This is a genomic window from Ruegeria sp. PrR005, from assembly GCF_010500245.1.
GTDB lineage: Bacteria > Pseudomonadota > Alphaproteobacteria > Rhodobacterales > Rhodobacteraceae > Ruegeria_B > Ruegeria_B marisflavi.
Genome location: NZ_JAAGOX010000009.1, coordinates 20,425 through 41,946, shown reverse-complemented (window position 1 = coordinate 41,946; position 21,522 = coordinate 20,425). Strand labels below are relative to the sequence as shown.

At 65.0% G+C, this 21,522-nt stretch carries 25 protein-coding genes; 12 read left to right on the top strand and 13 right to left on the bottom strand.

What is annotated here, in order from left to right; all coding sequences use genetic code 11:
- The first annotated feature begins 23 nt into the window (after nt 1-23).
- The 7 genes from G0P99_RS05825 to G0P99_RS05795 all read left to right on the top strand — a co-directional run bounded on the left by G0P99_RS05825 (nt 24) and on the right by G0P99_RS05795 (nt 6,524).
- Complete coding sequence (locus G0P99_RS05825; RefSeq protein WP_164128451.1) at nt 24-968, top strand: ABC transporter permease; 945 nt, start codon at nt 24-26, stop codon at nt 966-968.
- Nucleotides 965-1,783 carry an ABC transporter permease gene (locus tag G0P99_RS05820; protein ID WP_164128450.1) on the top strand — a complete coding sequence of 273 codons (819 nt, stop codon included), beginning with the start codon at nt 965-967 and terminating at the stop codon, nt 1,781-1,783. The genes G0P99_RS05825 and G0P99_RS05820 overlap by 4 nt, the downstream gene beginning before the upstream one ends.
- Complete coding sequence (locus G0P99_RS05815; protein ID WP_164128449.1) at nt 1,780-2,730, top strand: ABC transporter ATP-binding protein; 951 nt, start codon at nt 1,780-1,782, stop codon at nt 2,728-2,730. The genes G0P99_RS05820 and G0P99_RS05815 overlap by 4 nt, the downstream gene beginning before the upstream one ends.
- Nucleotides 2,727-3,497 (top strand): ATP-binding cassette domain-containing protein, encoded by a 771-nt coding sequence (locus G0P99_RS05810; RefSeq protein ID WP_164128448.1) that lies wholly within the window; start codon nt 2,727-2,729, stop codon nt 3,495-3,497. The genes G0P99_RS05815 and G0P99_RS05810 overlap by 4 nt, the downstream gene beginning before the upstream one ends.
- Nucleotides 3,494-4,300: a metallophosphoesterase gene (locus tag G0P99_RS05805; protein WP_164128447.1), complete on the top strand. Its 807-nt coding sequence runs from the start codon at nt 3,494-3,496 to the stop codon at nt 4,298-4,300. The genes G0P99_RS05810 and G0P99_RS05805 overlap by 4 nt, the downstream gene beginning before the upstream one ends.
- Nucleotides 4,297-5,055 carry a tyrosine-protein phosphatase gene (locus G0P99_RS05800; protein ID WP_203582986.1) on the top strand — a complete coding sequence of 253 codons (759 nt, stop codon included), beginning with the start codon at nt 4,297-4,299 and terminating at the stop codon, nt 5,053-5,055. The genes G0P99_RS05805 and G0P99_RS05800 overlap by 4 nt, the downstream gene beginning before the upstream one ends.
- Nucleotides 5,056-5,357: 302 nt before the next feature.
- Complete coding sequence (locus tag G0P99_RS05795) at nt 5,358-6,524, top strand: alpha/beta hydrolase (RefSeq protein WP_239059700.1); 1,167 nt, start codon at nt 5,358-5,360, stop codon at nt 6,522-6,524.
- Between the two features lie 80 nt (nt 6,525-6,604).
- Here the strand turns inward: G0P99_RS05795 and dxs are convergent, their stop codons facing one another.
- From dxs to G0P99_RS05760, 7 genes are all read right to left on the bottom strand, one after another.
- Complete coding sequence (gene dxs, locus G0P99_RS05790; RefSeq protein WP_164128446.1) at nt 6,605-8,533, bottom strand: 1-deoxy-D-xylulose-5-phosphate synthase; 1,929 nt, start codon at nt 8,531-8,533, stop codon at nt 6,605-6,607.
- Between the two features lie 15 nt (nt 8,534-8,548).
- On the bottom strand, nt 8,549-9,415 hold the full coding sequence (locus tag G0P99_RS05785; protein ID WP_164128445.1) for a polyprenyl synthetase family protein: 867 nt from the start codon (nt 9,413-9,415) through the stop codon (nt 8,549-8,551).
- Nucleotides 9,416-9,417: 2 nt separating this feature from the next.
- Nucleotides 9,418-9,660, bottom strand: a complete 243-nt coding sequence (locus G0P99_RS05780) for an exodeoxyribonuclease VII small subunit (protein WP_044027791.1) — start codon at nt 9,658-9,660, stop codon at nt 9,418-9,420.
- Complete coding sequence (locus G0P99_RS05775) at nt 9,657-10,583, bottom strand: histone deacetylase family protein (protein ID WP_164128444.1); 927 nt, start codon at nt 10,581-10,583, stop codon at nt 9,657-9,659. Before G0P99_RS05775 ends, G0P99_RS05780 begins: the two co-directional genes overlap by 4 nt.
- Nucleotides 10,584-10,638: 55 nt before the next feature.
- On the bottom strand, nt 10,639-11,421 hold the full coding sequence (locus G0P99_RS05770; RefSeq protein ID WP_164128443.1) for a delta-class carbonic anhydrase: 783 nt from the start codon (nt 11,419-11,421) through the stop codon (nt 10,639-10,641).
- A 72-nt stretch (nt 11,422-11,493) separates the two neighbouring features.
- Nucleotides 11,494-12,195, bottom strand: coding sequence for a response regulator (locus G0P99_RS05765; protein ID WP_164128442.1), 702 nt, complete (start codon nt 12,193-12,195; stop codon nt 11,494-11,496).
- Nucleotides 12,192-12,704 carry a MarR family winged helix-turn-helix transcriptional regulator gene (locus tag G0P99_RS05760; RefSeq protein WP_164128441.1) on the bottom strand — a complete coding sequence of 171 codons (513 nt, stop codon included), beginning with the start codon at nt 12,702-12,704 and terminating at the stop codon, nt 12,192-12,194. The genes G0P99_RS05765 and G0P99_RS05760 overlap by 4 nt, the downstream gene beginning before the upstream one ends.
- Before the next feature lie 155 nt (nt 12,705-12,859).
- Between G0P99_RS05760 and G0P99_RS05755 the strand changes: the two genes are divergently transcribed.
- Entirely contained in the window at nt 12,860-13,726 is an 867-nt protein-coding gene (locus G0P99_RS05755) for a branched-chain amino acid aminotransferase (RefSeq protein WP_164128440.1), read from the top strand.
- Between the two features lie 55 nt (nt 13,727-13,781).
- Here the strand turns inward: G0P99_RS05755 and G0P99_RS05750 are convergent, their stop codons facing one another.
- Nucleotides 13,782-14,210 carry an organic hydroperoxide resistance protein gene (locus G0P99_RS05750; RefSeq protein ID WP_164128439.1) on the bottom strand — a complete coding sequence of 143 codons (429 nt, stop codon included), beginning with the start codon at nt 14,208-14,210 and terminating at the stop codon, nt 13,782-13,784.
- 111 nt (nt 14,211-14,321) lie between these two features.
- On the opposite strand from G0P99_RS05750, the gene G0P99_RS05745 reads away from it, so the two are divergent.
- On the top strand, nt 14,322-14,759 hold the full coding sequence (locus tag G0P99_RS05745) for a MarR family winged helix-turn-helix transcriptional regulator (RefSeq protein WP_164128438.1): 438 nt from the start codon (nt 14,322-14,324) through the stop codon (nt 14,757-14,759).
- Between the two features lie 12 nt (nt 14,760-14,771).
- Here G0P99_RS05745 and G0P99_RS05740 read toward each other — a convergent pair whose 3' ends face one another.
- The gene (locus G0P99_RS05740) at nt 14,772-15,053 is read right to left on the bottom strand and encodes a cupredoxin family copper-binding protein (protein WP_370462717.1); all 282 of its coding nucleotides are present in this window, start codon (nt 15,051-15,053) and stop codon (nt 14,772-14,774) included.
- Between the two features lie 38 nt (nt 15,054-15,091).
- A complete protein-coding gene (locus G0P99_RS05735; RefSeq protein WP_164128436.1) occupies nt 15,092-15,616 on the bottom strand; it encodes a DUF4142 domain-containing protein in 525 nt (174 codons plus the stop codon).
- A 136-nt stretch (nt 15,617-15,752) separates the two neighbouring features.
- Between G0P99_RS05735 and G0P99_RS05730 the strand changes: the two genes are divergently transcribed.
- From G0P99_RS05730 to G0P99_RS05720, 3 genes are all read left to right on the top strand, one after another.
- A complete protein-coding gene (locus tag G0P99_RS05730) occupies nt 15,753-16,733 on the top strand; it encodes an AraC family transcriptional regulator (RefSeq protein WP_164128435.1) in 981 nt (326 codons plus the stop codon).
- Between the two features lie 112 nt (nt 16,734-16,845).
- A complete protein-coding gene (locus G0P99_RS05725) occupies nt 16,846-17,211 on the top strand; it encodes a hypothetical protein (RefSeq protein ID WP_164128434.1) in 366 nt (121 codons plus the stop codon).
- Nucleotides 17,212-17,384: 173 nt separating this feature from the next.
- Complete coding sequence (locus G0P99_RS05720; protein WP_164128433.1) at nt 17,385-18,953, top strand: alkaline phosphatase; 1,569 nt, start codon at nt 17,385-17,387, stop codon at nt 18,951-18,953.
- Between the two features lie 82 nt (nt 18,954-19,035).
- On the opposite strand, the gene G0P99_RS05715 is transcribed toward G0P99_RS05720, so the two are convergent.
- From G0P99_RS05715 to G0P99_RS05705, 3 genes are read right to left on the bottom strand one after another with little or no spacing between them, the layout of a single operon-like run.
- Nucleotides 19,036-19,902 carry a DMT family transporter gene (locus tag G0P99_RS05715; protein ID WP_164128432.1) on the bottom strand — a complete coding sequence of 289 codons (867 nt, stop codon included), beginning with the start codon at nt 19,900-19,902 and terminating at the stop codon, nt 19,036-19,038.
- 5 nt (nt 19,903-19,907) lie between these two features.
- Nucleotides 19,908-20,507 (bottom strand): cob(I)yrinic acid a,c-diamide adenosyltransferase, encoded by a 600-nt coding sequence (gene cobO / locus G0P99_RS05710; protein WP_164128431.1) that lies wholly within the window; start codon nt 20,505-20,507, stop codon nt 19,908-19,910.
- Nucleotides 20,508-20,563: 56 nt separating this feature from the next.
- Nucleotides 20,564-21,499 carry a DMT family transporter gene (locus tag G0P99_RS05705; RefSeq protein ID WP_164128430.1) on the bottom strand — a complete coding sequence of 312 codons (936 nt, stop codon included), beginning with the start codon at nt 21,497-21,499 and terminating at the stop codon, nt 20,564-20,566.
- Nucleotides 21,500-21,522: the final 23 nt, after the last annotated feature.

Genomic DNA, 21,522 nt, shown 5'->3' with positions numbered 1-21,522 from the left:
GGCCGGCGCGCTGCTGCCGACTGATGGGGTACTTCCTTTTCCGCCGCACGATCAGTTTCGTTTTGACCCTGCTGGCCGTGTCAGTGGTGGTTTTCGCGGTGATGAACATCCTGCCGGGTGATCCGGCGCTGTCGATCCTGGGGCTGGATGCGACCGAGGACGCATTGGCCGCGCTGCGCGAGGAGCTGGGGCTGAACGAGCCGGTGCTGAGCCGCTATCTTGCCTGGATCGCGGGGGCGGTGCAGGGTGATTTCGGGATCAGCCAGTCGTTCCGCGTGCCGGTGTCCGAGCTGATCGCCGAGCGGCTGCCGCTGACGGTGTCGCTGGCGATCTCGGGCATGGTGGTGACCGTGATCCTGGCGGTTGCGCTGGGCGTTGCCGCCGCCGCCAACCATGGCAAGGCGGGGGACTGGGGTATCATGTTCCTGAGCCAGCTCGGTATCGCGGTACCGGCGTTCTGGCTGTCGATCCTGTTGGTGCTGCTGTTCGCGGTCAAGCTGCGCTGGCTGCCGCCCGGCGGGTTTCCGGGCTGGTCGGAACCGGCGGCGGCGGTGAGGTCGCTGATATTGCCGACGGTGGCGCTGGCGCTGGTGCAGTCGGCGGTGCTGGCGCGGGTGACGCGGTCCTCGGCGCTGGAGGTAATGCGGCTCGACTATATCCGCACCGCGCGGGCGATGGGGTTTTCGCGGCGGAGGGTGCTGTGGCGGCATGTGCTCCCCAATGCGTTGATCCCCATCGTGACCATCGTGGGCCTGCAATTCGCGGCACTGGTGACCGGGACCATCGTGATCGAGAACGTGTTCTATCTGCCCGGTCTGGGGCGGCTGATCTTTCAGTCCATCGCAAATCGCGATCTGCCGACGGTGCAGGCGCTGGTCATGCTGTTTGCCGCCATCGTGGTGACCGCGAATTTCATTGTCGATCTGCTGTACCTGGCGATTGACCCGAGGCTGAAGGCGCGGTCATGACGAGACTGCCACCAAACCTGATCATCGGCGCGGTGCTGGTGGCGCTGGTGGCGGGAACCGCCGCGCTGTCGCTGGTGTGGACGCCGCATGACCATACGCTGCTGAACATCCGGGGCAAGTTCGCGCCCCCGTCCGAGCTGCACTGGCTGGGCACCGATCAGCTGGGGCGGGATGTGTTCTCGCAGCTGATGGTGGCGGCGCGCAATTCGGTCGCCGTGGCGCTGATCTCGGTCTGTCTGGGCGGGGTGATCGGGGTTGCGCTGGGGCTTCTTGCCTCGGCCATGGGGGGCGTGGTCGAGGATGTGATCATGCGCATTGCAGATATCGGTTTCGCCTTTCCGGCACTGTTGTTCGCGATCATGCTGGCGGCGGTGTTCGGTCCGTCGCTGATGGTGGCGATCATCGCCATCGCATTTATCAACATCCCGGTATTCGCGCGGGTGACGCGGGCCTCGGCCAACCAGATCTGGACCCGCGAATATGTCTATGCCGCGCGGGCGGCGGGCATGGGGCGGGTGACGATCTCGCGCGATCATGTGCTGCCCAATATCGCGGCGCCGATCATCGTGCAGGCGACCATCGAGTTCGCCATCGCGATCCTGGCCGAGGCGGCGCTGAGTTACCTGGGACTGGGGGCGCAGCCCCCGGCGCCGTCCTGGGGGCGGATGCTGTCCGAGGCGCAGACGCTGATGTATCTGGCGCCGCAACTGGCGATCTATCCGGGGTTGTGCATCGTCACGGCGGTGCTGGGGTTCAGCCTGTTGGGGGACGGGCTGCGCGACATTACCGACCCCAGACTGGTACGGCAGCGATGATCGAGGCGGCGGGGCTGACGGTGGAGCTGGGGGCCGGGCAGGCGGTGCGCGAGGCGTCGTTTGTCATCGCGCCGGGCGACCGCATCGGCATCGTGGGCGAATCGGGCTGCGGCAAGACCATGCTGGGGCTGGCGCTGATGGGGATGGTGCCGGATGCGGGCCGCGTGAGCGGCAGCCTGACAGTTGACGGGACCCAGATGGTGGGCGCGGGCGAGGCGACCTGGCAGCGGCTGCGCGCCCGGCGGGTCGCGATGATCTTTCAGGAACCGATGGCGGCGCTGAACCCGATCAAGCGGGTGGGCGAGACGGTGATGGAGCCGATGATGGTGCATCTGGGACTGGGCCGCGACGCGGCCCGCGCCCGGGCGCTGGAGCTGTTCCGGGAAGTGGGCATTCCCGATCCCGAGGCGCGGCTGCGCCAGTTCCCGCACGAGATCTCGGGCGGGCAGCGGCAGCGGGTGCTGATCGCGCTGGCGCTGGCCTGTGATCCGGGGGTTCTGATCGCCGACGAGCCGACCACGGCGCTGGATGCCAACGTGGCACTGCGGGTGACGCAGCTGCTGGTCGGGCTGGCCGAGCGGCGCACCATGGGGCTGGTGTTCATCTCGCATGACCTAGCCGCCGTTGCGCGGGCGACGGAGCGGGTGATGGTCATGTATGGCGGCGATATCGTCGAGCGGGGGGCGACGGGCGAGGTGCTGGTGCGCCCCCGGCACCCCTATACGCAAGGGCTGCTGTCGGCGCGGCCGAGCCCCGGCAACATGCGCGCGACGGCTGGGCGGCGCGGACGTTTGCCGACCATCCCCGGCAGCGTGCCGCCCCTGGCCGAGCTGGCGCCCGGTTGCCGGTTTTCTGGCCGCTGCCCGGTCGAGCTGGACGTGTGTCGGGGCGAACGGCCGCCGCTGCGGGGCACCATGATCTGTCACCGGGCGGAGGAGGGCGCATGACGCTGCTGTCGGTCGAGGCGGTGACGCGGCGCTATCGCCTGCCCCGGCAGGCGCTCTGGTCGCCGCCACCGGTGCTGACGGCGGTCGATGCCGCCAGTTTCACGCTGGAGGCGGGGCGGACGCTGGGCGTGGTGGGGGAATCCGGGTCGGGCAAGTCGACGCTGGCGCGCATGGTGATGGGGTTCGAGCGCCCGGACGCGGGCCGTATCCTGTTTGACGGGCAGGATCTGGCGGCCTTGCCGCCAGCCGCGCTGCGCCGGTTGCGGCCCCGGTTTCAGATGGTGTTCCAGGACCCATATGGCAGTCTGGACCCGCGCCGCACGGTGGGCTGGTCCATCGCCGAGCCGCTGCGCGCCACCGGGGCGGAGGAGCGCGGCAAGGTGGCCGAGGCGCTGGACCATGTCGGCCTGCGCCCGGCGGATGCGGGGAAATACCCGCATGAATTCTCGGGCGGGCAGCGCCAGCGTGTCGCCATCGCGCGCGCCATCGTCACCCGGCCCGCGCTGTTGGTGGCGGACGAGGCGGTGTCGGCGCTGGACATGTCGGTGCAGGCGCAGATCCTTAACCTGCTCATGGACTTGCAGGATGAGCTGGGGCTTGCCATTCTTTTCATCAGTCACGATCTGGCGGTCGTGAGCAGCATCTGTGACCACGTTCTTGTGATGGAACACGGCAAGACGGTGGAGCAGGGTGCAGTGGCGCAGATCATGCGCAACCCCGGGACCGCGTACACGAAATCGCTTTTGCAGGCTGGCGGACTATTATGACACGTATCGTTCATCTGACGGATCTCCATGTCTCTCACCCCGATGTGGGCGACCCATCGTTGCGGACGGATACGGTGGGCATGCTCAGGCATGTGGTCGGCCTGATCAACGCGATGGACCCGGCGCCCGATCTGGTGGTGGCCAGTGGCGATCTGACCAATACGGGCGCGGTGCCGTCCTATGAGTTGCTCAGGGAGATCCTGGCCGATCTGGTGCCACCGCTGGTTCTGGCGCTGGGCAATCACGACAAGCGGTCGGCGTTTGCGCAGGTGTTCGGGACCGGCACCGGCGATGGGCCCTATTTTCACGACCGGGTCGTGTCGGGTCTGCATGTGATCACACTGGATACGCTGGTTCCGGGGCGGGTAGCCGGGCGGATCGACGCCGAACAGATCGCCTTTCTCGACGCTGCGCTGGACCGGGCACCGGACCTGCCCAAGCTGGTTGTCGCGCATCACCCGCCGCATATGGACGCGCGCACGCTGCCCTGGGCCAGTCTCGACCCCGAAAGCTCGCGCGTGTTTGGCGAGACGCTGGAGGGGCGGGGCGTGGTCGGGGTGCTGTCGGGGCATGTGCATCTGGACCAGGTGCATCACTGGCGGGGAGTGCCGGTGGTCACCTGCATGGGGCTGAATTCGACGGTCGATATCCTGGAGCAGCGCGACATGCGGATTGTCGAGGGCACCAGCATGGGCCTGTGCATCTTGCGGCCGCACGGGTTGTCGGTGGCCTTTGCGCCGCTGTCGCCTGAGCGCCGCGAACTGGCGGTGCTGGAAGAGGCGCGTTTGCGCGCGTTCCGATGACGATGATCAAGCACCCCAAGCGGCATCTGATCCTGCCCGGCGTGCAGAACCTGCGCGATCTGGGCGGGTATCCGACGGCGGACGGCAAGCTGACGCGTTGGCGGCGGGTGCTGCGCGGCGACGGGCTGCACCGGATCACGGCAGAGGGGCTGGATGCGCTGGGGAGTGAGGGGCTGACCTCGGTCATCGACCTGAGGTCGGCGGCGGAACTGGCCGACGAGCCGAACCCCTACCTTGGGCATCCCGACGTGCTGTTCCATCACCAGCCGGTCTATGACGATCTGGCGCCCACGATGCAGCGCATCCGCGCGGGCGATCACGACGATCCGCTGGTGCCGTTCTATCTGACGGCGCTGATCGAGCGGGGCGAGGCGGTGCGCGCGGTGCTGGCACGGATTGCTGTGGCGCCGAAAGGGGCGGTGTTGTTTCACTGTACCGCCGGCAAGGACCGGACCGGGATCATCGCGGCGCTGCTGTTGGGCACGGCGGGAGTGGAGCGGGAGACCATCCTGGCCGATTACGCGCTGACCGGGGAGTTCATCGCGGCGCTGGTCGAGGAGCTGCTGGAGCGGACGCGCCAGAGCGGCGGCGATGCCGAAGCGCATGCCCGGTTCCTGGCCTGCGCACCGCCAACCATGGCGGCGATGCTGGATCATATCGACCGGCGGCATGGTTCAATCGAAGGATATCTGAAGGATATCGGACTGGCGGCGGGCGATATCTCGTCCCTGCGTGACCGGCTGCTGATGGGGTAAGGCGGCCGATTCGTGGACTGGCTGCCAGCGGCGCTGCATCCGAATGCGATGTTTTTCAGCGGGTTTGGAACAGGGATACGCCGCAACGGGATTTCGGCCCCATCGTTGTTTGACAGGCGGGTATGCATCAAGGTTTCATATTCCCAGTTCAAGTGGGGGGAGAGACTCTGGCCGTAAAAGCGACATTTGGCGAATAAGTTTACGGACCCTTGGCGGATCGTTAGGCTTTGCGCAGATGTGATGCCTGGTCGGGTGCGAAAGATGCGGGTCAGTTTGCCTCTCGCCTTTCGGTGAAGGAAGAGATGGACGACATGATCTTTGCAATCCAAGTCCGCAAGAACCTGATGTGCCAAGCGACACGCGCCGTTTCGGGATTGCGCTGGCTGTTGGGGATGATGGCCGCATTGGTCTTGGTGTCCTGTTCACCGCCGCCGGAACTTATCGGTGTCGACAATCCCAAGGTCCCGGTCGCAACGGTGCAAACGGCGACCAAGCAAAAGATCTTTCTGATGACTACGCGGCAGCAGACCGAAACCGTGGGTGCGCTGTTTTCCGATCAGCGCGCGCCAGAACTTGGCCTTGCCTCGGTACAGGTTTCAATCCCGCCGACGCATGTTGTCGGCGAATTGGAGCGGGCGAAGAGACTGCCGCCGGATCCCAGAACCGAATTTGCGGTCGTCGAGCCGACCATCTACGCGTCGGACGACGCATTTATCGCATCGATCAATCGGGAACTCGCAAAAATCCCGAAAGGGCAACGGGATATTCTGTTTTTCGTGCACGGATACAACAACACCACCAGCGACGCTGTTTTGCGGTTGGCTCAATTTGTCGAGGATAGTGATTTCCAAGGAGTCCCGGTTCTTTTCGACTGGGCGTCGGCCGCACGCCTGACCCGCTATGTGTACGATTTGAACAGTGCGCTGATCGCGCGACCACGATTTCCGGAGATCGGCGCAATCATGGCCCGTACCAATGCCGAAGGATACGATATCCTGGCGCATTCCATGGGGGCATTCCTGACCATGGAAGGGATGAAGGACGCTGTGCAAACGGGCAGGTTCAATTCAACCGGCCGGCTTCAGACCATCATATTGGCATCGCCTGATATCGACATGGACCTGTTTCGATCCCAGTTGGAACAGATCAACACGAAATTCGACCGTTTCTTTGTTCTGTTGTCCGAGGATGACAGCGCCTTGAGCATTTCGCGCAGGATTGCCGGTGGCGTGCCACGGGTGGGCGCATCGAATATCGATGAATTGGCCAAGCTTGGGGTGATTGCCATCGATCTTTCAAAGATCAGCGATTCAAGCTCGGGGAGCCATTCGAAGTTTGCGGGATCTCCGGAAGTCGTGCAATTGATCGGTCACGGGTTGAACGACAACAGCCGCTTTGACCGGAAACAGCGGGCGACACAGCTGGGCGATGTTCTTGGCGGGCTTCCGATTATGGTCGCATTCGAGTAAGGCCGGGTCCGGCTGGCGACGCTCCCTGGTTGCGGACAGAGCCGCCTGTCTGACTGATCGGTGATCGGGGCATTTTAAACCTAGGCCCGTTTCTCTCCGATCTTCGCCACGCCCAGCACTTCGAGCACCTTGGCCTCGATCTGGGGGGCGTTCATGCCTGCGATGGCGTACATGTCCTCGGGGCTGGATTGGTCGATGAACGTGTCGGGCAGGACCATCGAGCGGAACTTGAGCCCGTGGTCGAAAACGCCCTCGTCCGAGAGCAGTTGCGCGACATGGCTGCCGAAGCCGCCGACGGCGCCTTCTTCGATGGTGATCAGCGCTTCGTGATCGGCGGCCAGGTGCAGGATCAGGTCGCGGTCGAGCGGTTTGGCGAAGCGGGCGTCTGCGATGGTGGGGGTGATCCCCTTGGCCGCCAGCGCCTCGGCGGCCTTTTGCACCTCGGCCAGCCTTGTGCCGAAGGAGAGGAGCGCGACGCGGGCGCCTTTCCGGATCATCCGGCCCTTGCCGATCTCCAGCACCTTGCCCTGTTCGGGCATCTCGACGCCCACGCCCTCGCCGCGCGGATAGCGGAAGGCGATCGGGCCGTCGTCATGGGCGGCGGCGGTGGCGACCATGTGGACCAGTTCGGCCTCGTCGGCGGCGGCCATGACCACCATGCCGGGCAGGTTGGCCAGATAGGCGATGTCGAAACTGCCCGCATGGGTGGCGCCGTCGGCGCCGACCAGCCCGGCGCGGTCGATGGCGAAGCGCACCGGCAGGCGCTGGATTGCCACATCATGTACGACCTGATCGTAGCCGCGTTGCAGGAAGGTCGAGTACATCGCGCAGAAGGGTTTCAGCCCACCCGCCGCGAGGGCGGCGGAGAAGGTCACGCCATGCTGCTCGGCGATGCCCACGTCGAAACAGCGCGAGGGGTAGCGTTCGGCAAAGAGGTTCAGCCCGGTGCCATCGGGCATGGCGGCGGTGACGGCGACGATCTTGTCGTCGCGGGCGGCCTGATCGACCAGCGCCTTGCCGAAGACCGAAGTATAGGAGGGCGCGTTCGAGGGGGCCTTTTTCTGCTCGCCCGTCACCACGTCGAATTTCGCGGTGGCGTGGCCGCGGTCACGGGCGCGTTCGGCGGGGGCATAGCCCTTGCCCTTTTTCGTCAGCACATGCAACAGGATCGGGCCGGTGGCGCGGGCCTTGATGGTGCGCAGGACCGGCAGGAGCTGGTGCATGTCGTGCCCGTCGATGGGGCCGATATAGGAAAACCCGAGCTCCTCGAACAAGGTGCCGCCGACGGCCATGCCCTTGAGCATTTCCTTGGCGCGCTTGGCGCCCTCGCGGAAGGGTTCGGGCAGGAGCGAGACCGCGCCCTTGGCGGCGGCTTTCAGTTCCTGGAACGGGGCCTCGGCATAGAGGCGCGAGAGGTAGTTCGACAGCGCGCCGACCGGCGGGGCGATCGACATCTCGTTGTCGTTGAGGATGACGATCAGGCGCTTTTTCAGGTGGCCCGCGTTGTTCATCGCCTCGAACGCCATGCCGGCGGACATGGAACCGTCGCCGATCACGGCGATGGCGTCGCCCAGACCTTCGGGCGTCACCCCGCCCAGGTCGCGCGCCACGGCAAAGCCGAGGGCTGCACTGATCGAGGTGGAGCTATGGGCGGCGCCAAACGGGTCATAGGGCGACTCGGAGCGTTTGGTGAAGCCCGAAAGCCCGTCCTTCATCCGCAGGGTGCGGATGCGGTCGCGGCGTTCGGTCAGGATCTTGTGCGGGTAACACTGGTGGCCGACATCCCAGATCACCTTGTCGCGGGGCGTGTCGAACACCGCATGCAGCGCCACGGTCAGTTCCACCACGCCCAGACCCGCGCCCAGGTGGCCGCCGGTGACCGAGACGGCCGAGACGGTCTCGGCCCGAAGCTCGCCCGCGAGCTGGGTGAGCTGCGCGTCGGAGAACCGTTTCAGGTCCGCCGGACGGGTCACCTGGTCGAGAAGCGGGGTATGCGGGCGGTCAGACATGGCGTCCTTCGTGGTTCAGTTCTCGCGCGCAATAACGAAGCGGGCGGCTTCCTTCAAGGTTTCGGCGCGGGCGCCATAGGGGACGAGCGCATCGCAGGCCTGATCGACAAGGTCGCGAGCGCGGGTTTTGGCGGCGTCGAGGCCCAGGAGCGAGACAAAGGTGGCCTTGCCCGCGCTGGCGTCCTTTTGCAGCCGTTTTCCCGCCTTTTCGGCATCGCCTTCGACATCCAAGATGTCGTCGGCGATCTGAAAGGCAAGCCCCAGCGCGCGGGCATATTGGCGCAAGGCGGCCGGATCGGCCCCGGCCAGCACGGCCCCGGCGGCGGCGGACCATTCGATCAGCGCGCCGGTCTTGCCCACTTGCAACCGGGTGATCTGGTCGAGTGTCAACGGTGTGGGCGCGGTTTCGGCGGCGATGTCCAGCGCCTGGCCCAGCACCATGCCGCGCGCGCCCGCCGCCTGTGCCAGCGTCAGGGCCAGGGTGGCGCGGGTCTCGGCGGGTCCGACCTCAGGCCGGGTACACAGCTCGAAGGCCAGCGAATGCAGCGCGTCACCTGCCAGAACGGCGGTGCCCTCGTCCCATTTCACATGGGCAGTGGGGCGGCCCCGGCGCAGCTCGTCATCGTCCATGCAGGGCAGGTCGTCATGCACCAGGCTGTAGGCATGCAGCGCCTCGATGGCGGTGGCGGGCCAGATCGCGCGCGCCTCGTCCACATCATGCAGCCGGCCGCTTTCCAGCACCAGAAAGCCGCGCAGGCGCTTGCCGCCCTCGGTGGTCCAGGCCATGGCGCGGGTGATGTCGAGCGGCTCCAGCGCGCCCAGCACAGTGTCGAAACTGCGCTGGATCAGCGCGGCGTCCTGCGCCAGCCTTTCGCCGAACATGGTCAGAGACCTTCGACCGGTTTAGTCCCGGTGGGCTGACCATTGGAGTCGAGCGTGATGGCGGCAACCTTTTCCTCGGCGCGCTTCAGCTCGTCCTCGCAGCGTTTTTTCAGCGCCGCGCCGCGTTCATAGAGCGCGATGGATTGATCCAGCGCCACATCGCCGCGTTCAAGCTGGCCGACCACGGTTTCCAGCTCTTTCATCGCCTGTTCAAAGCTCATCTGGTCGACGGGGGTCTCGGTCATGTCGCGGCCTTTATCAATTCCTGTACATGCGCGCGCGATGCGGCGGCGAGCGCGTTCAGATCATAACCGCCTTCGAGAGTCGAGACGATACGGCCCTGGCACAGCTCTTGCGCCAGGGTGCAAAGCTCGGCGGTGAGCCAGGTGAAATCTGCGGTGGACCAGTTCAGGTTGGCCAATGGATCGTCCTGATGGGCGTCGAACCCGGCCGAGATGATGATAAGCTCGGGTTTGAAGGCGCGCAGGCGCGGGAAGGCCTGGGCCGTGTAGGCCGCGCGCATCTCGGCGCCGCCGGTGCCGGGGGCCAGCGGGATGTTGACGATCTGGCCATGCGCTCCGTCCTCGTCCGGGCGGCCCGAGCCGGGCCAGAGCGGCATCTGCTGGCTGGTGATCAGCAGCGCGCGCGCCTCGTCCCACAGAAGGTCCTGGGTGCCGTTGCCATGGTGCACGTCGAAATCCACCACCGCCACACGGCGCAATCCGTGATGATCGAGCGCGTGTTTCGCGGCCAGCGCGGCATTGCCAAACAGGCAAAAGCCCATCGCGGTTTCGCGTTCGGCGTGGTGGCCCGGCGGGCGGATGGCGCAAAAGGCGTTCTGCACCTCGCCGCCCAGCACCATGTCGACGGCGCGCACCACCGCGCCTGCGGCACGGAACGCGGCATCGACCGAGCCGGGCGACAGGAAGGTGTCGCCGTCGATCTGGGTGAACCCCTCCTCGGGCCGTGCATCGCGGATATCGGCGATGTAGCCCGCGGGATGGATGCGCAGCAGGTCGTCATCGGCGGCCAGCGGCGCGGTGACGCGGCGCAGGTCGAGCGGTTCGAGGGCGTGAAGCACATGTTCGAGCCGGGCCACCCGCTCGGGGTGGCCGGTGGGGGTGACATGGTTCAGGCAGTCGGCATGGGTGATCAGGGCGGTTGTCATGGCGCGCACGCTAGCAACGCGCGGGCGGCTCTGCAAACGCTCTGTCCCCTCGGGTTCAGTTGATCGGCGCCAGAAGTTCGGGGGCGGTCACCAATTGCCGCACGCCGTGGCTGTGATCCTCGTTGAACACGTTGCCCTTGGCGCCCCAGTTCTGGACCGAGTTGTAGGAGAGTTTCATGCATTCGGGGCGCACGCTCCAGGTTACATGCATGGGCGAGCAGACCTCTTGCGTGTAACTGGATCCGGTGGTCGAGCCGAGGAAGACCACGGGCTGGCCGGTGCCCGAGGGCAGCGATTTGGGCTGGTGCACCCCGCCCGCCACATGGCCGTCATAGGCGAAGGCGGCAAAGTCGGCGGCATTGTCGTCGTTGACGATCAGGAACACCTGCGATTCGACCCGCAGGGAGGGGTTTGTGCAGGCGTCCGAGAAGCAGGAACCCAGCGTCGGGCCGGGATCGACATCGCAGGTGGTATAGACCCAATGCACCTCGATCGTGTCGCCGGGTTTTACACCGTGAAAGGTCTCGTGCCCCTCGGGCGCGGTCAGCTCGGCGGCGGACAGGCTGTCGGTGCCGTTGCATTTCCAGCCGCCATGTTCGCCCTCGCCACCGGGGAGCGAGAAGCCGGGTCCCTTGTGTTCGGCATTGGTATGCGTGTGGATGTCGCAGAGGTTCATCGCGGCTGCCTCGGGCGCGCGGGGAAAGGTGACGGGGTTGGCGCCGATGGCGCTGGCGATGTCGCGGGGGGCTTGCGGGCCGAACCCCTGGCAGAGGGTTTGGGCGCTGGCAGGCAAGGCCAGTGCGAGAAACGCGAATGAAAGAATGCCGGTGCTGTTCATGAACGGAACCCCGCTGTTGCCAATGGGTTCAGGTTATCATGAAAGGCGCCGCAGCGGATGAAAAAGCCTGCTCTAGTCGGTCGCCAGCATGTAGCCCGCGCCGCGCACGGTTTGCAGGTAGCGCGGCTGTTTCGGGTTTGGTTCGATCTTGCGGCGCAGGCGGGTGATCTGCACGTCGACCGCGCGTTCTTGGGCCTGGCCCCGGTCGCGGCCCAGCTCCTCGACCAGTTTGCTGCGCGAGAAGGCCTCGCCCGGGCGGGCCGAGAAGATCTTCATCAACTGATTCTCGGTGGCGGTGAGGCGGACCAGCTGGTCGCCCTGCCACAGTTCGCCCCGCTCGATATCGTAGCGGATGGGACCCAGTTGCAGGAATTTCGGTGCGGTGTCCTGTGCCGGCGTGTCCGGCACGCGGCGCAGGATGGCGTTGATCCGGAGCAAGAGTTCGCGCGGCTCGAAGGGTTTGGCGAGATAGTCGTCGGCCCCGGCCTCGAGCCCCGCGATGCGGTGTTCGGTCTCGCCGCGCGCGGTGAGCAGCAGGATCGGGGTGGTGAGGGTTTCGCGCAGCGACCGGGTCAGGCTGACGCCATCCTCGCCCGGCATCATCACATCCATCACGATCAGGTCGAAATCGAGCCCCGAGAGCACCCGGCGCGCATGGGCGGCATCCCGGGCGGCGGTCACGAGGAAGCCGTTGCGCATCAGGAATTTCTTGAGCAGGTCGCGGATACGCTCGTCGTCGTCGACGATCAGCAGATGGGAATCGAGTGTGGTCATGTGGCGCTGTCCCGCAGGTTGGCATAGGTGCGGCGCATCTCGCGGTCCATCATCGCCTCGAGCACCTGGCGGAACCCGGCGACGGCCTCGGGCCCGGCCTCTTTATAGGCGCTGCGCATGCGGACGCGCTGGGCGTCCGAGAGCTTGGATTCGAGTGCGGCGCCTTCGGGGGTCAGGAAGAGGTGGCGTTCGCGCTTGTCCTGGGTGCCGACCCGGCTTTCGACCAACCCGTCGGCGATCAGGGTGCGCAAAACGCGGTTGAGCGACTGTTTGGTGACGCCGAGGATGGCCAGCAGGTTGTTCACCGTGGTGCCCGGCGCCCGGTTGATGAAGTGGATCGCGCGGTGATGGGCACGGCCATAGGCCATTTCCGCCAGAATCCGGTCAGGATCGGCGGTAAAGCCACGATAGGCGAAGAACATCGCCTCGATCCCCTGACGCAACTGCTCGTCGGTCAGGAACAGCAGGCTTTCGCCGCCAAAGCTTTGGGCCGGCCGTGCGTCGGACATGATGTGCCTCTTCCTTGGTTCGGGGCAGCTTATGTCAGTCTTGTTGACATTCCAATACGGAACAAGTATCGAGTCGCAGTTTTTGCGCAACATTGTGTCCGGTTCGGACTTAAGTTGCGCAATTTTCGAAAAAGGCCTGGGCTGGAGGATGTGGCATGGCGGCTTATGACGATCGCGACGGCGTGATCTGGATGGATGGCGAGTTTGTTCCCTGGCGGGATGCCAAGGTGCATATCCTGACTCATGCGATGCATTACGCCAGTTCGGTGTTCGAGGGCGAGCGGGCCTATAACGGCAAGATCTTCAAGAGCCGCGAACATTCCGAGCGCCTGATCGCGAGCGCCGAGGCGCTGGATATGCCGATGCCCTATACGGTGGACCAGATCGAAGCGGCCAAGGAGGCGACGCTGAAGGCCAGCGGGCTGACGGACGCCTATGTGCGCGCGCTGGTCTGGCGCGGGTCGGGCGAGGATATGGGCGTGGCTTCGGCCCGCAACCCGGTGCGGATGGCAATCGCGGTCTGGCCCTGGGGCGCCTATTACGGTGATGCCAAGATGCAGGGCGCCAAGCTGGACATCGCGGAATGGAAGCGGCCCAGCCCCGAGACGATCCCGGTGCATGCCAAGGCAGCGGGTCTGTACATGATCTGCACCATCTCCAAGCACAAGGCCGAGGCCAAAGGCTGCTCGGACGCGCTGTTCATGGACTGGCGTGGCTATGTGGCCGAGGCGACCGGCGCCAACGTGTTCTTTGTCAAGGATGGCGAGGTTCATACGCCCCTGGCCGACTGCTTTTTGAACGGGATCACCCGGCAGACGGTGATCGGGATGCTCAAGGACAAGGGCATCACCGTACACGAGCGTCGCATCAAGCCGGAAGAGATGGAAGGGTTCGAACAGTGCTGGCTGACCGGCACCGCCGCAGAGGTCACCCCGGTGGGCCAGATCGGGCCCTACACGTTCGAAGTGGGCCAGATGACCCGCGATATCGCGGCGGAGTATGAGGCGCTGGTACGGGCGTAAATCGCGACCTGTTTATTGGGGAAAGGGCGCCGGATGACCGGCGCCCTTTTTTCGTTCAGACGATTTCGGTCGTGACCACGACGTTGCCGCGGGTGGCGTTGGAATAGGGGCAGATGGCGTGGCCCGCATCGGCGATGCGCTGCGCCTCGGCCTTGTCGACGCCGGGCATCGAGACCTTGAGCGCCACGGTCAGGCCAAAGCCGCCCTCGGCGCGGGGGCCGATGCCGACCTCGGCATCGACCGAGACATCGGCGGGCACCTTGGCCAGCGTCTTGTCCTGGGTCGTGGCGAATTGCATCGCCCCGATATAGCAGGCGGCATAACCGGCGGCGAAAAGCTGTTCGGGGTTATGGCCCTTGCCGGTGCCGCCCATCGCGGGCGGGGTGGCGAGCACCAGGTCGAGGCCGGATTCGGCGACCTGGGCCTGGCCATTGCGGCCGCCGGTGGCGCGGGCGTGTGCGGTGTAGACGGGGGAAACGGTCATGTTGGGCTCCATTTTATCGAGTACGATTAAATCGTGTACGATTTAAATAGAGACGCAAGCCGGGAAATGCAAGACATTGCGAAATAATCGCGTGCGATCTATATCGGGGGCATGCTGGACCGTGCCCTCACTCTTGATGAACTGCTGTGCTTTTCGCTCTATTCCGCCAATCACGCGATGGGGCGGCTGTACCGCCCTTTGCTGGCGCGGTTCGATCTGACCTATCCGCAATACCTGGTGCTGGTGGCGCTGTGGCAGCAGGATGGCCGCAAGGTGAGCGATCTGGGTGCGGAATTGCAGCTTGAATCGAACACGCTGACGCCGCTCTTGAAACGGATGGAGACGGCGGGGCTGATCAGGCGCGCGCGCAACCCGCAGGATGAGCGCAGCGTGATCGTGACCCTTACCGACAAGGGCCGGGCGCTGGAGGGTGAGGCGGCGGAGATCTCGAACTGCATCCTGGCGGCGGCGGATGCGGACCTTGCCGAACTGGCCGAGCTGCGCGACCGGCTGCACCGGTTGACATCGCGGTTGCGCGAGGCCGGATAGCGGCCCCGCGCGTCAGGCGGTCACGATGACCACCCCTTTCATATGCGGGTGATAGGCGCAGAAATAGGGATAGGTGCCGGGGGTGTCGAAGCGGATCGTGGCCTGCCCGCCCTTTTCCAATTCCTCGGTGTCCCAGTTCCCCTCGTCATCGGTGGCGGTATGTGGGGCAAAGTCGTGGTTGATCCAACGCACGGTTTCCCCGGCCCGGATGGTGACCTCGGCTGGGTCAAAGGCAAAGGCGCGGATTTCGACCACCACCGGGACAGAGCCCGATGCGGGGAGGGCGGAACCCACGATCGCCCCCCCCGCACCGAAGCAGACCTGTCTGCGGGTCAGCCGCATTTCAGGCCGTTCACCATCTGCTCGGCATGGCCTTCGTGCACCTTGAAGGTGACGAGCGCTTCGGACAGCAGATCCTTGAGCGGTTCGACGGTCACGGTCGGGATGAACACGCCTTCGACCGTCTGATTGACCACCTGATGATAGCCAAGTTCGTTCTGGGCATAGGCGCAGTCGAAGGCCTTGCCGCTGAGCGACATCAGTTCAGCGCGCTTGTCGGCGGCGCCCTTGACCAGTGTGCGGCTCAGGTCGTTGTCCTGAGGTGTGACGTTCAGCTTGGTGATCAGGTCGCCGGCGGCCACGTTCACCGCGGTATGGTCGCGGATCATGGTTTCGGCAAAGGCGCGGACCTCTGCATTCTCGGATACGGCCAGCGCCAGATGCGCATAGCGGATGTCGATCTGACCGGCGGTATAGGCGGTATGCGCAATCTCGAGGTCGTTCATCTTGTCTGCTGCCTGGGCGGTGTGCGCCGCGAATCCGAGGGCGAGCGCAGCGGCGAGGGTAATGGTCTTCATGTCTTGTCTCCTGAAAAGGTTTCGGTAAACCCTGAAGTAATGGGTTTCCCGGTATGTTGAATGCGCGTGAAGACAAAGAACATTGCAGATCGTTCAGCTATCTGGACGGGTTGAAGAAATATGATATTCTGGCGGCATGTTGGACCTGCTCAGCGATATCCTCACCCGCCTGTCCCTGAAGGGGACGCTGTATTTCCGCACCTCGTTCACGCCGCCGTTCGGGGTGCATGTGCCGTCCTATCAGAATGTGGCCCGGTTCCATTTCGCCTATCGCGGCGAATGCATGGTGCATGTGCCCGCGGCGAACGAGACGCTGCGGCTGACCCAGGGCGATCTGGTGCTGATCCCGCATGGGGCCGAGCACATGCTGATGTGCCAGCATTCCCGCCCCGATTCCGCGCTGCCGCTGGATACGGTGCTGGCCCAGTCCGGCTATCGCGGCGAGGGGGTGCTGGTCTATGGCGGCGGCGACGACGATCAGGACACGCAGCTAATCTGTGGGCATCTGACCTATGGCATGCATGGCCGGTCCTGCCCGGGCCATACCCTGCTGGAACGGCTGCCGCCCTATATCCTGATCCGCGATTACGGCGAGGAGCGGGGCGTCTGGCTGGAGGCGACATTGCGGGTGATTGCCGCCGAGGCGGGGCGCGACCGGATGGGCAGCGATCTGATCGCGCTGAAGATGACCGAGGCGCTGTTTGCTCAGGCGATCCGCGCACATCTGGAAAGCGTCAGCCCCGATGACGCGGCGCTGGCGGGGTTTGCCGACCCCAACCTGTCACGGGCGCTGAGCGCCTTTCACCGCGACCCTGCAAAGGACTGGACGGTCGAGATGCTGGCGCGGATCGCGGGCCAGTCGCGCACCGGCTTTGCCCAGCATTTCGCCGCCAAGATGGGAATGACCCCGATGCAATACCTGACCTCGTGGCGGATGCAGATCGCCTGCGAGGGGCTGGTCGACAGCCGGTTGAGCGTGGCCGATGCCGCCGAACTGGCCGGATATGCCTCGGAAGCGGCGTTCAGCCGGGTGTTTCGCAAGCAGCTTGGGGTGTCTCCGGCGGCCTATCGGCAGCAGTTCGATAGTGCGAAACGGCAGGCCTTGGCTGCATCCTGAACGATCTGACGGAATTTTCGAACTCTGGATCATTCAGCGTTCGGGCTTCTGGCTCCATATCAGGAGCATGCCGCCATCGGGCGGTTCAACCAACCTGATAAGGACCCCAAACATGTCTATTCGTTTTGTTACCCGCACCGTGCATGCCTATCTCGACTATCCGGTGGCGCTGGCCCTGATGGGTCTGCCCGTGATCCTGGGTCTGGGCGCCGAGAACCCGATGGCGCTGTGGCTGTCGGTGATCACCGGTATTGCCGCCTTTGTGCTGACCCTGCTGACCGACCACCATCTGGGTGTCTGGCGGGTGCTGCCCTACAAGTTCCATCTGGCTGTCGACCTGACCGTCGGAGTCGTGTTCCTGCTGGCGCCCAGCCTGTTCGGGTTCACGGGGCTCGATGCGCTGTTCTACTGGGTCAACGGCGCGGCGGTGGTGACCGTGATCTCGTTGAGCACGCCCGAGGCGAAACCGGCGATGTAAGCCGGTGACGGCAGCGATCCGTCACAATTATCCTGTGACGGCAGCGATCCGTCACAATATCATCGTGAGAAGTTCAAGAATCTGAGCCGCGGGTTTTACAAACCCGCGGCTCTCATGCGGCCTATCAATCGCGCGGACCGGACCCTTTGGCCGCCAGACAGGAGAGCATTCGCATGACACGACGTCTTCGCCCCTCGCGCCGGGCCTTTCTGGCGGGCGGCACCGCCTTCACCGCAACGCTGGCCATGCCGTCGATCAGCCGCGCGGCCTCGCGCCCGGTCTTTACCCATGGGGTGCAGTCCGGCGATGTCGATACCATGTCGGGCATGATCTGGACCCGCACCGACCGCCCGGCAAAGGTGATGATGGAGGTGTCGAGCACCGAGAGCTTTGCCGATGCGCGCCGCCTGTCGCCGATGTTTGCCACACCCGAGAGCGATTTTGCCGTCAAGCGGTTGGTCGAGGGCCTGCCGGCCGATCAGGAGGTTTTCTATCGCTTTGTCGCCGCCGATCTGGACGATATCCGCGCCGTGTCCGAGCTCATCGTAGGCCGGTTCCGCACAGCACCGACCGCGCGGCGCGACATCCGGTTCGCCTGGTCGGGCGATACCGCCGGTCAGGGCTGGGGCATCGACGACGAGGGTATGCGCACCTATGCCACGATGGCGCAGCACCGGCCCGATTTCTTCATCCATTCCGGCGATACGATCTATGCCGATGGCCCGATGAAGGACGAGGTCGAAAAGGACGGCGCGGTGATCTGGAAGAACACCACCCTGATCGAAGAAAAGCGCAAGGTGGCCGAGACGCTGGCCGAGTTCCGGGGCCAGTGGAAATACAACCTGATGGACGAACATGTGCAGGCGATGAACGCGCATTGCCCGACGTTTTTCCAGTGGGACGACCATGAGGTGGTCAACAACTGGTCGGATGCCAAGGACCTGAGCGCCGATGACCGCTACACCGAGAAATCGGTGCATGTGCTGCAAAGCCGCGCCGCGCGGGCGTTCCACGAGATGACGCCGCTCAGGATCACGCCCGCCGAGCCGGGCCGGGTCTATCGCAAGATCTCTTACGGGCCGATGCTGGATGTGTTCTTCCTCGACCTGCGCAGCTATCGCGGGCCGAACGGCGCCTCGATGGAAGAGGAGATAACCGATCAGAGCCGCATTCTGGGGGCCGAGCAACTGGCCTGGATCAAGCGCGAGCTGGCGGCCTCGACCGCGACCTGGAAGGTGATCGCATCCGACATGCCGCTGGGCCTGATCGTGTGGGACAACTGGAAGGAAAAGGCAGGCGCCGAGGCGGTGGCAAATGGTGACCACGGTCCGGCGCGGGGGCGTGAGCTGGAGATTGCCGAACTCCTGCGCTTCATCAAGAGCGCGGGCGTGCGCAACACGGTCTGGTTCACGGCCGATGTACATTACACCGCGGCGCATCACTACAGCCCGGACCGGGCGCATGTTCAGGATTTCGAGCCGTTCTGGGAGTTCGTCTCGGGCCCGCTGCATGCCGGGACCTTCGGCCCCAACGAGCTGGATGGGACCTTTGGCCCCGAGGTGAAGTTCGTAAAGGCGCCGACACCGGAGCAGGGCGCGAACCTGCCGCCCAGCATGGGGCTCCAGTTCTTTGGCCTGGTGGATATCGACGCCGCCACCCAGCAGATGAAGGTCCGCCTGATGGATCGCGGCAATACCGAGCTGTGGTCGGTCACGCTCGACCCGGTTTTGTCGACGCTCTGACGGGTGCAACGAGTCAGAAAATTGAAAATTTTCTGGTGACAGGATTTCTGTGAAATTCTGTGGCTGGCCCCGATGGGGCCAGTCAGCGTCTGGCGCGGCCTTCGCGCAGGATGGTGTAGATCCCGCCCGCGACGATGATGGCGCTGCCGATCCAGGTAGCGGCATCCGGGGTTTCCCCAAACACCACAATTCCGAGGATCATGGCAAAGACCAGTCGCGCATAGCGGAAGGGGGCGATGACCGAGATTTCGCCGCGCCGCATCGCGCGGGTCAGGCATTCGTATGCCAGTACACCGAACAGGATCGCGGCACCCAGGTGCCGCGCTGAGCCCCAATCGGGCAGGGTGGCGCCGCCGGTCCAGCCGAGCGCCAGCATGCCCGAGACCACCAGCGCGCCAAAGCCGTAGACGCCCAGTTGTGCGTTGCTGAGCCGGGGTGGCGCGGCGCGGGTGGCCAGGTCGCGCCCGGCAAAGCCGATCATGCCGAGGACGGCAAAGATCGAGGCGGGGACAAAGCCCTGCATCCCCGGGCGCAGGATCAGCAGCACGCCGGCCAGCCCGATCAGGATCGCGACCCAGCGCCGCCAGCCCACCGTCTCGCCCAGAAACAGCGCGGCCCCCATCGCCACCACCAGCGGTGTCGCCTGGAGGATGGCGGATGTGCTGGTGAGCGGGGTGAGCGCCAGCGCCAGCGTATAGCAGATGCGGCCCATCACCTCGAAGCCGGAGCGGATCGCAAGCGTCCGGTTGGGCCGGACAAACGCGGCCTCGCCCCGCGAGCGGGCCAGCAGGGCAAAGATGCCCATGCCGCCCAGTCCGAAGAGGACCAGCACCTGCCCGACGGGCAGGACCGCGGTGGCGGATTTGACGAACATATCCTCGAGCGCAAAGGCGCCCATGGCGGCCACCATGTAGAGGCTGCCGCTGAGGTTTTCGGCCTGCCGGCTCATGGGCGTCAGAAATCCACGCCGCGCTGCGCCTTGATCCCTGCTTCGAACGGATGTTTCTCGACCGTCATCTCGGTCACCAGATCGGCATAGTCGCGCAGCGCCTGCGGCGCATCGCGACCCGTCAGGAACACGCTGGTGCGGTCCGAGCGGGCCTTGAGCCCGTCGAGCACCGTATCGACCGAGAGGTATTCGTAGCGCAGCGCGATGTTGATCTCGTCGAGCACCACGAGGTCATAGTCGCCGCTTTCCATCAGTTCGCGCGCCTTGCCAAAGGCGGCGGTGGCGGCGGCGATGTCGCGCTCGCGATCCTGGGTGTCCCAGGTGAAGCCTTCGCCCATCGTGTGCCAGGTCACCAGGTTATGCTCCTCGAAGAAACGCCGTTCGCCGGTCTTCCACTTGCCTTTGATGAACTGGACCACGGCGACCTTTTGCCCCCAGCCCAGCGCCCGGATCACCACGCCGAAAGCGGCCGAGGATTTGCCCTTGCCCTTGCCGGTGTTGATCAGCACCAGCCCGCGCCCGGGATCTACCGCCTCGGAGACTTTCTTGCGGTGCTCGGCCTGTACGGCCTTCATCTTTTCCTTGTGGTCCTGCGCGTCGGTCATCTGTGTTCCTTTCCCGGTTCCGCGCTACCCTAGGGCGTGGCGCAGAAAGGTAAAGGTCACGCCTTGGGATTGAGCGGGCGGGTCTTCACATTGTCGAGGCCCAGTTGCCGCTCGCGCCAGATCACCACCACGTTGCCGGCGATCACCAGCAGGGCGCCGGCCAGCATCACCAGGGTCGGCAACTCGTCGAACCAGACATAGCCGATGATGATGGCGAACAGCATCGAGGCATAGTCATAGGGCGCCAGCATCGAGGCCTGGCCGAAGCGGTAGGAAGAGGTGACGAGGATCTGCGCCACCCCGCCGATCAGCCCGGTCAGGATCAGGATCGCGGCCTGTTCCGGGGTCGGCATGGTCCAGCCGAAAAACGCCGTCAGCGCCGACAGGAGGGTCGCGGTGAGCGAGAAGTAGAAGACGATGGCGGCGGCGTGATCGACCTGCACCAGTTGTCGGATATGGATCTGGACAAAGGCGCGCGCCACGGTCGCGCCCAGCACGCAGAGCGCGCCGATGGTGGCCGCCTGATCCAGCGAGGCGCCGGTTCCGAGGCGCGGCCAGAGCATGACGATCACGCCCAAAAGGCCCAATACGACCGCGCCGATGCGCACCAGGCGGATGGTCTCGCCCAGCATCAGTGCCGCGAGAATCAGGGTGAAGATCGGGGTGGCATAACCGATGGCCGTTACTTCGGGCAGGGGAAGCAGGCCAAGGCCGGTGAAGGTCAGGCCCATGGCGCTGGTCCCAAGCACTCCGCGCCAGAAATGGCCCATCGGTTTCTTGACGATCAACCCCTGCCGCAACTGGCCGCGCGCGATCAGGTAGACAAGGATGACCGGGATGGCAAAGAGCGAGCGGAAGAACACCATCTCGCCCGGCGGGAAATCGGCCGACAGAGCCTTGATCATCGCTGACATGCCGGTGAACAGCACCAGCGCGCTGAGCTTGAGAGTCACCGCCAGAATCGGTCGATGCGATGTTAAGGGCTTTGCCATGCCGCGAACCTGCGCCTTTGCCC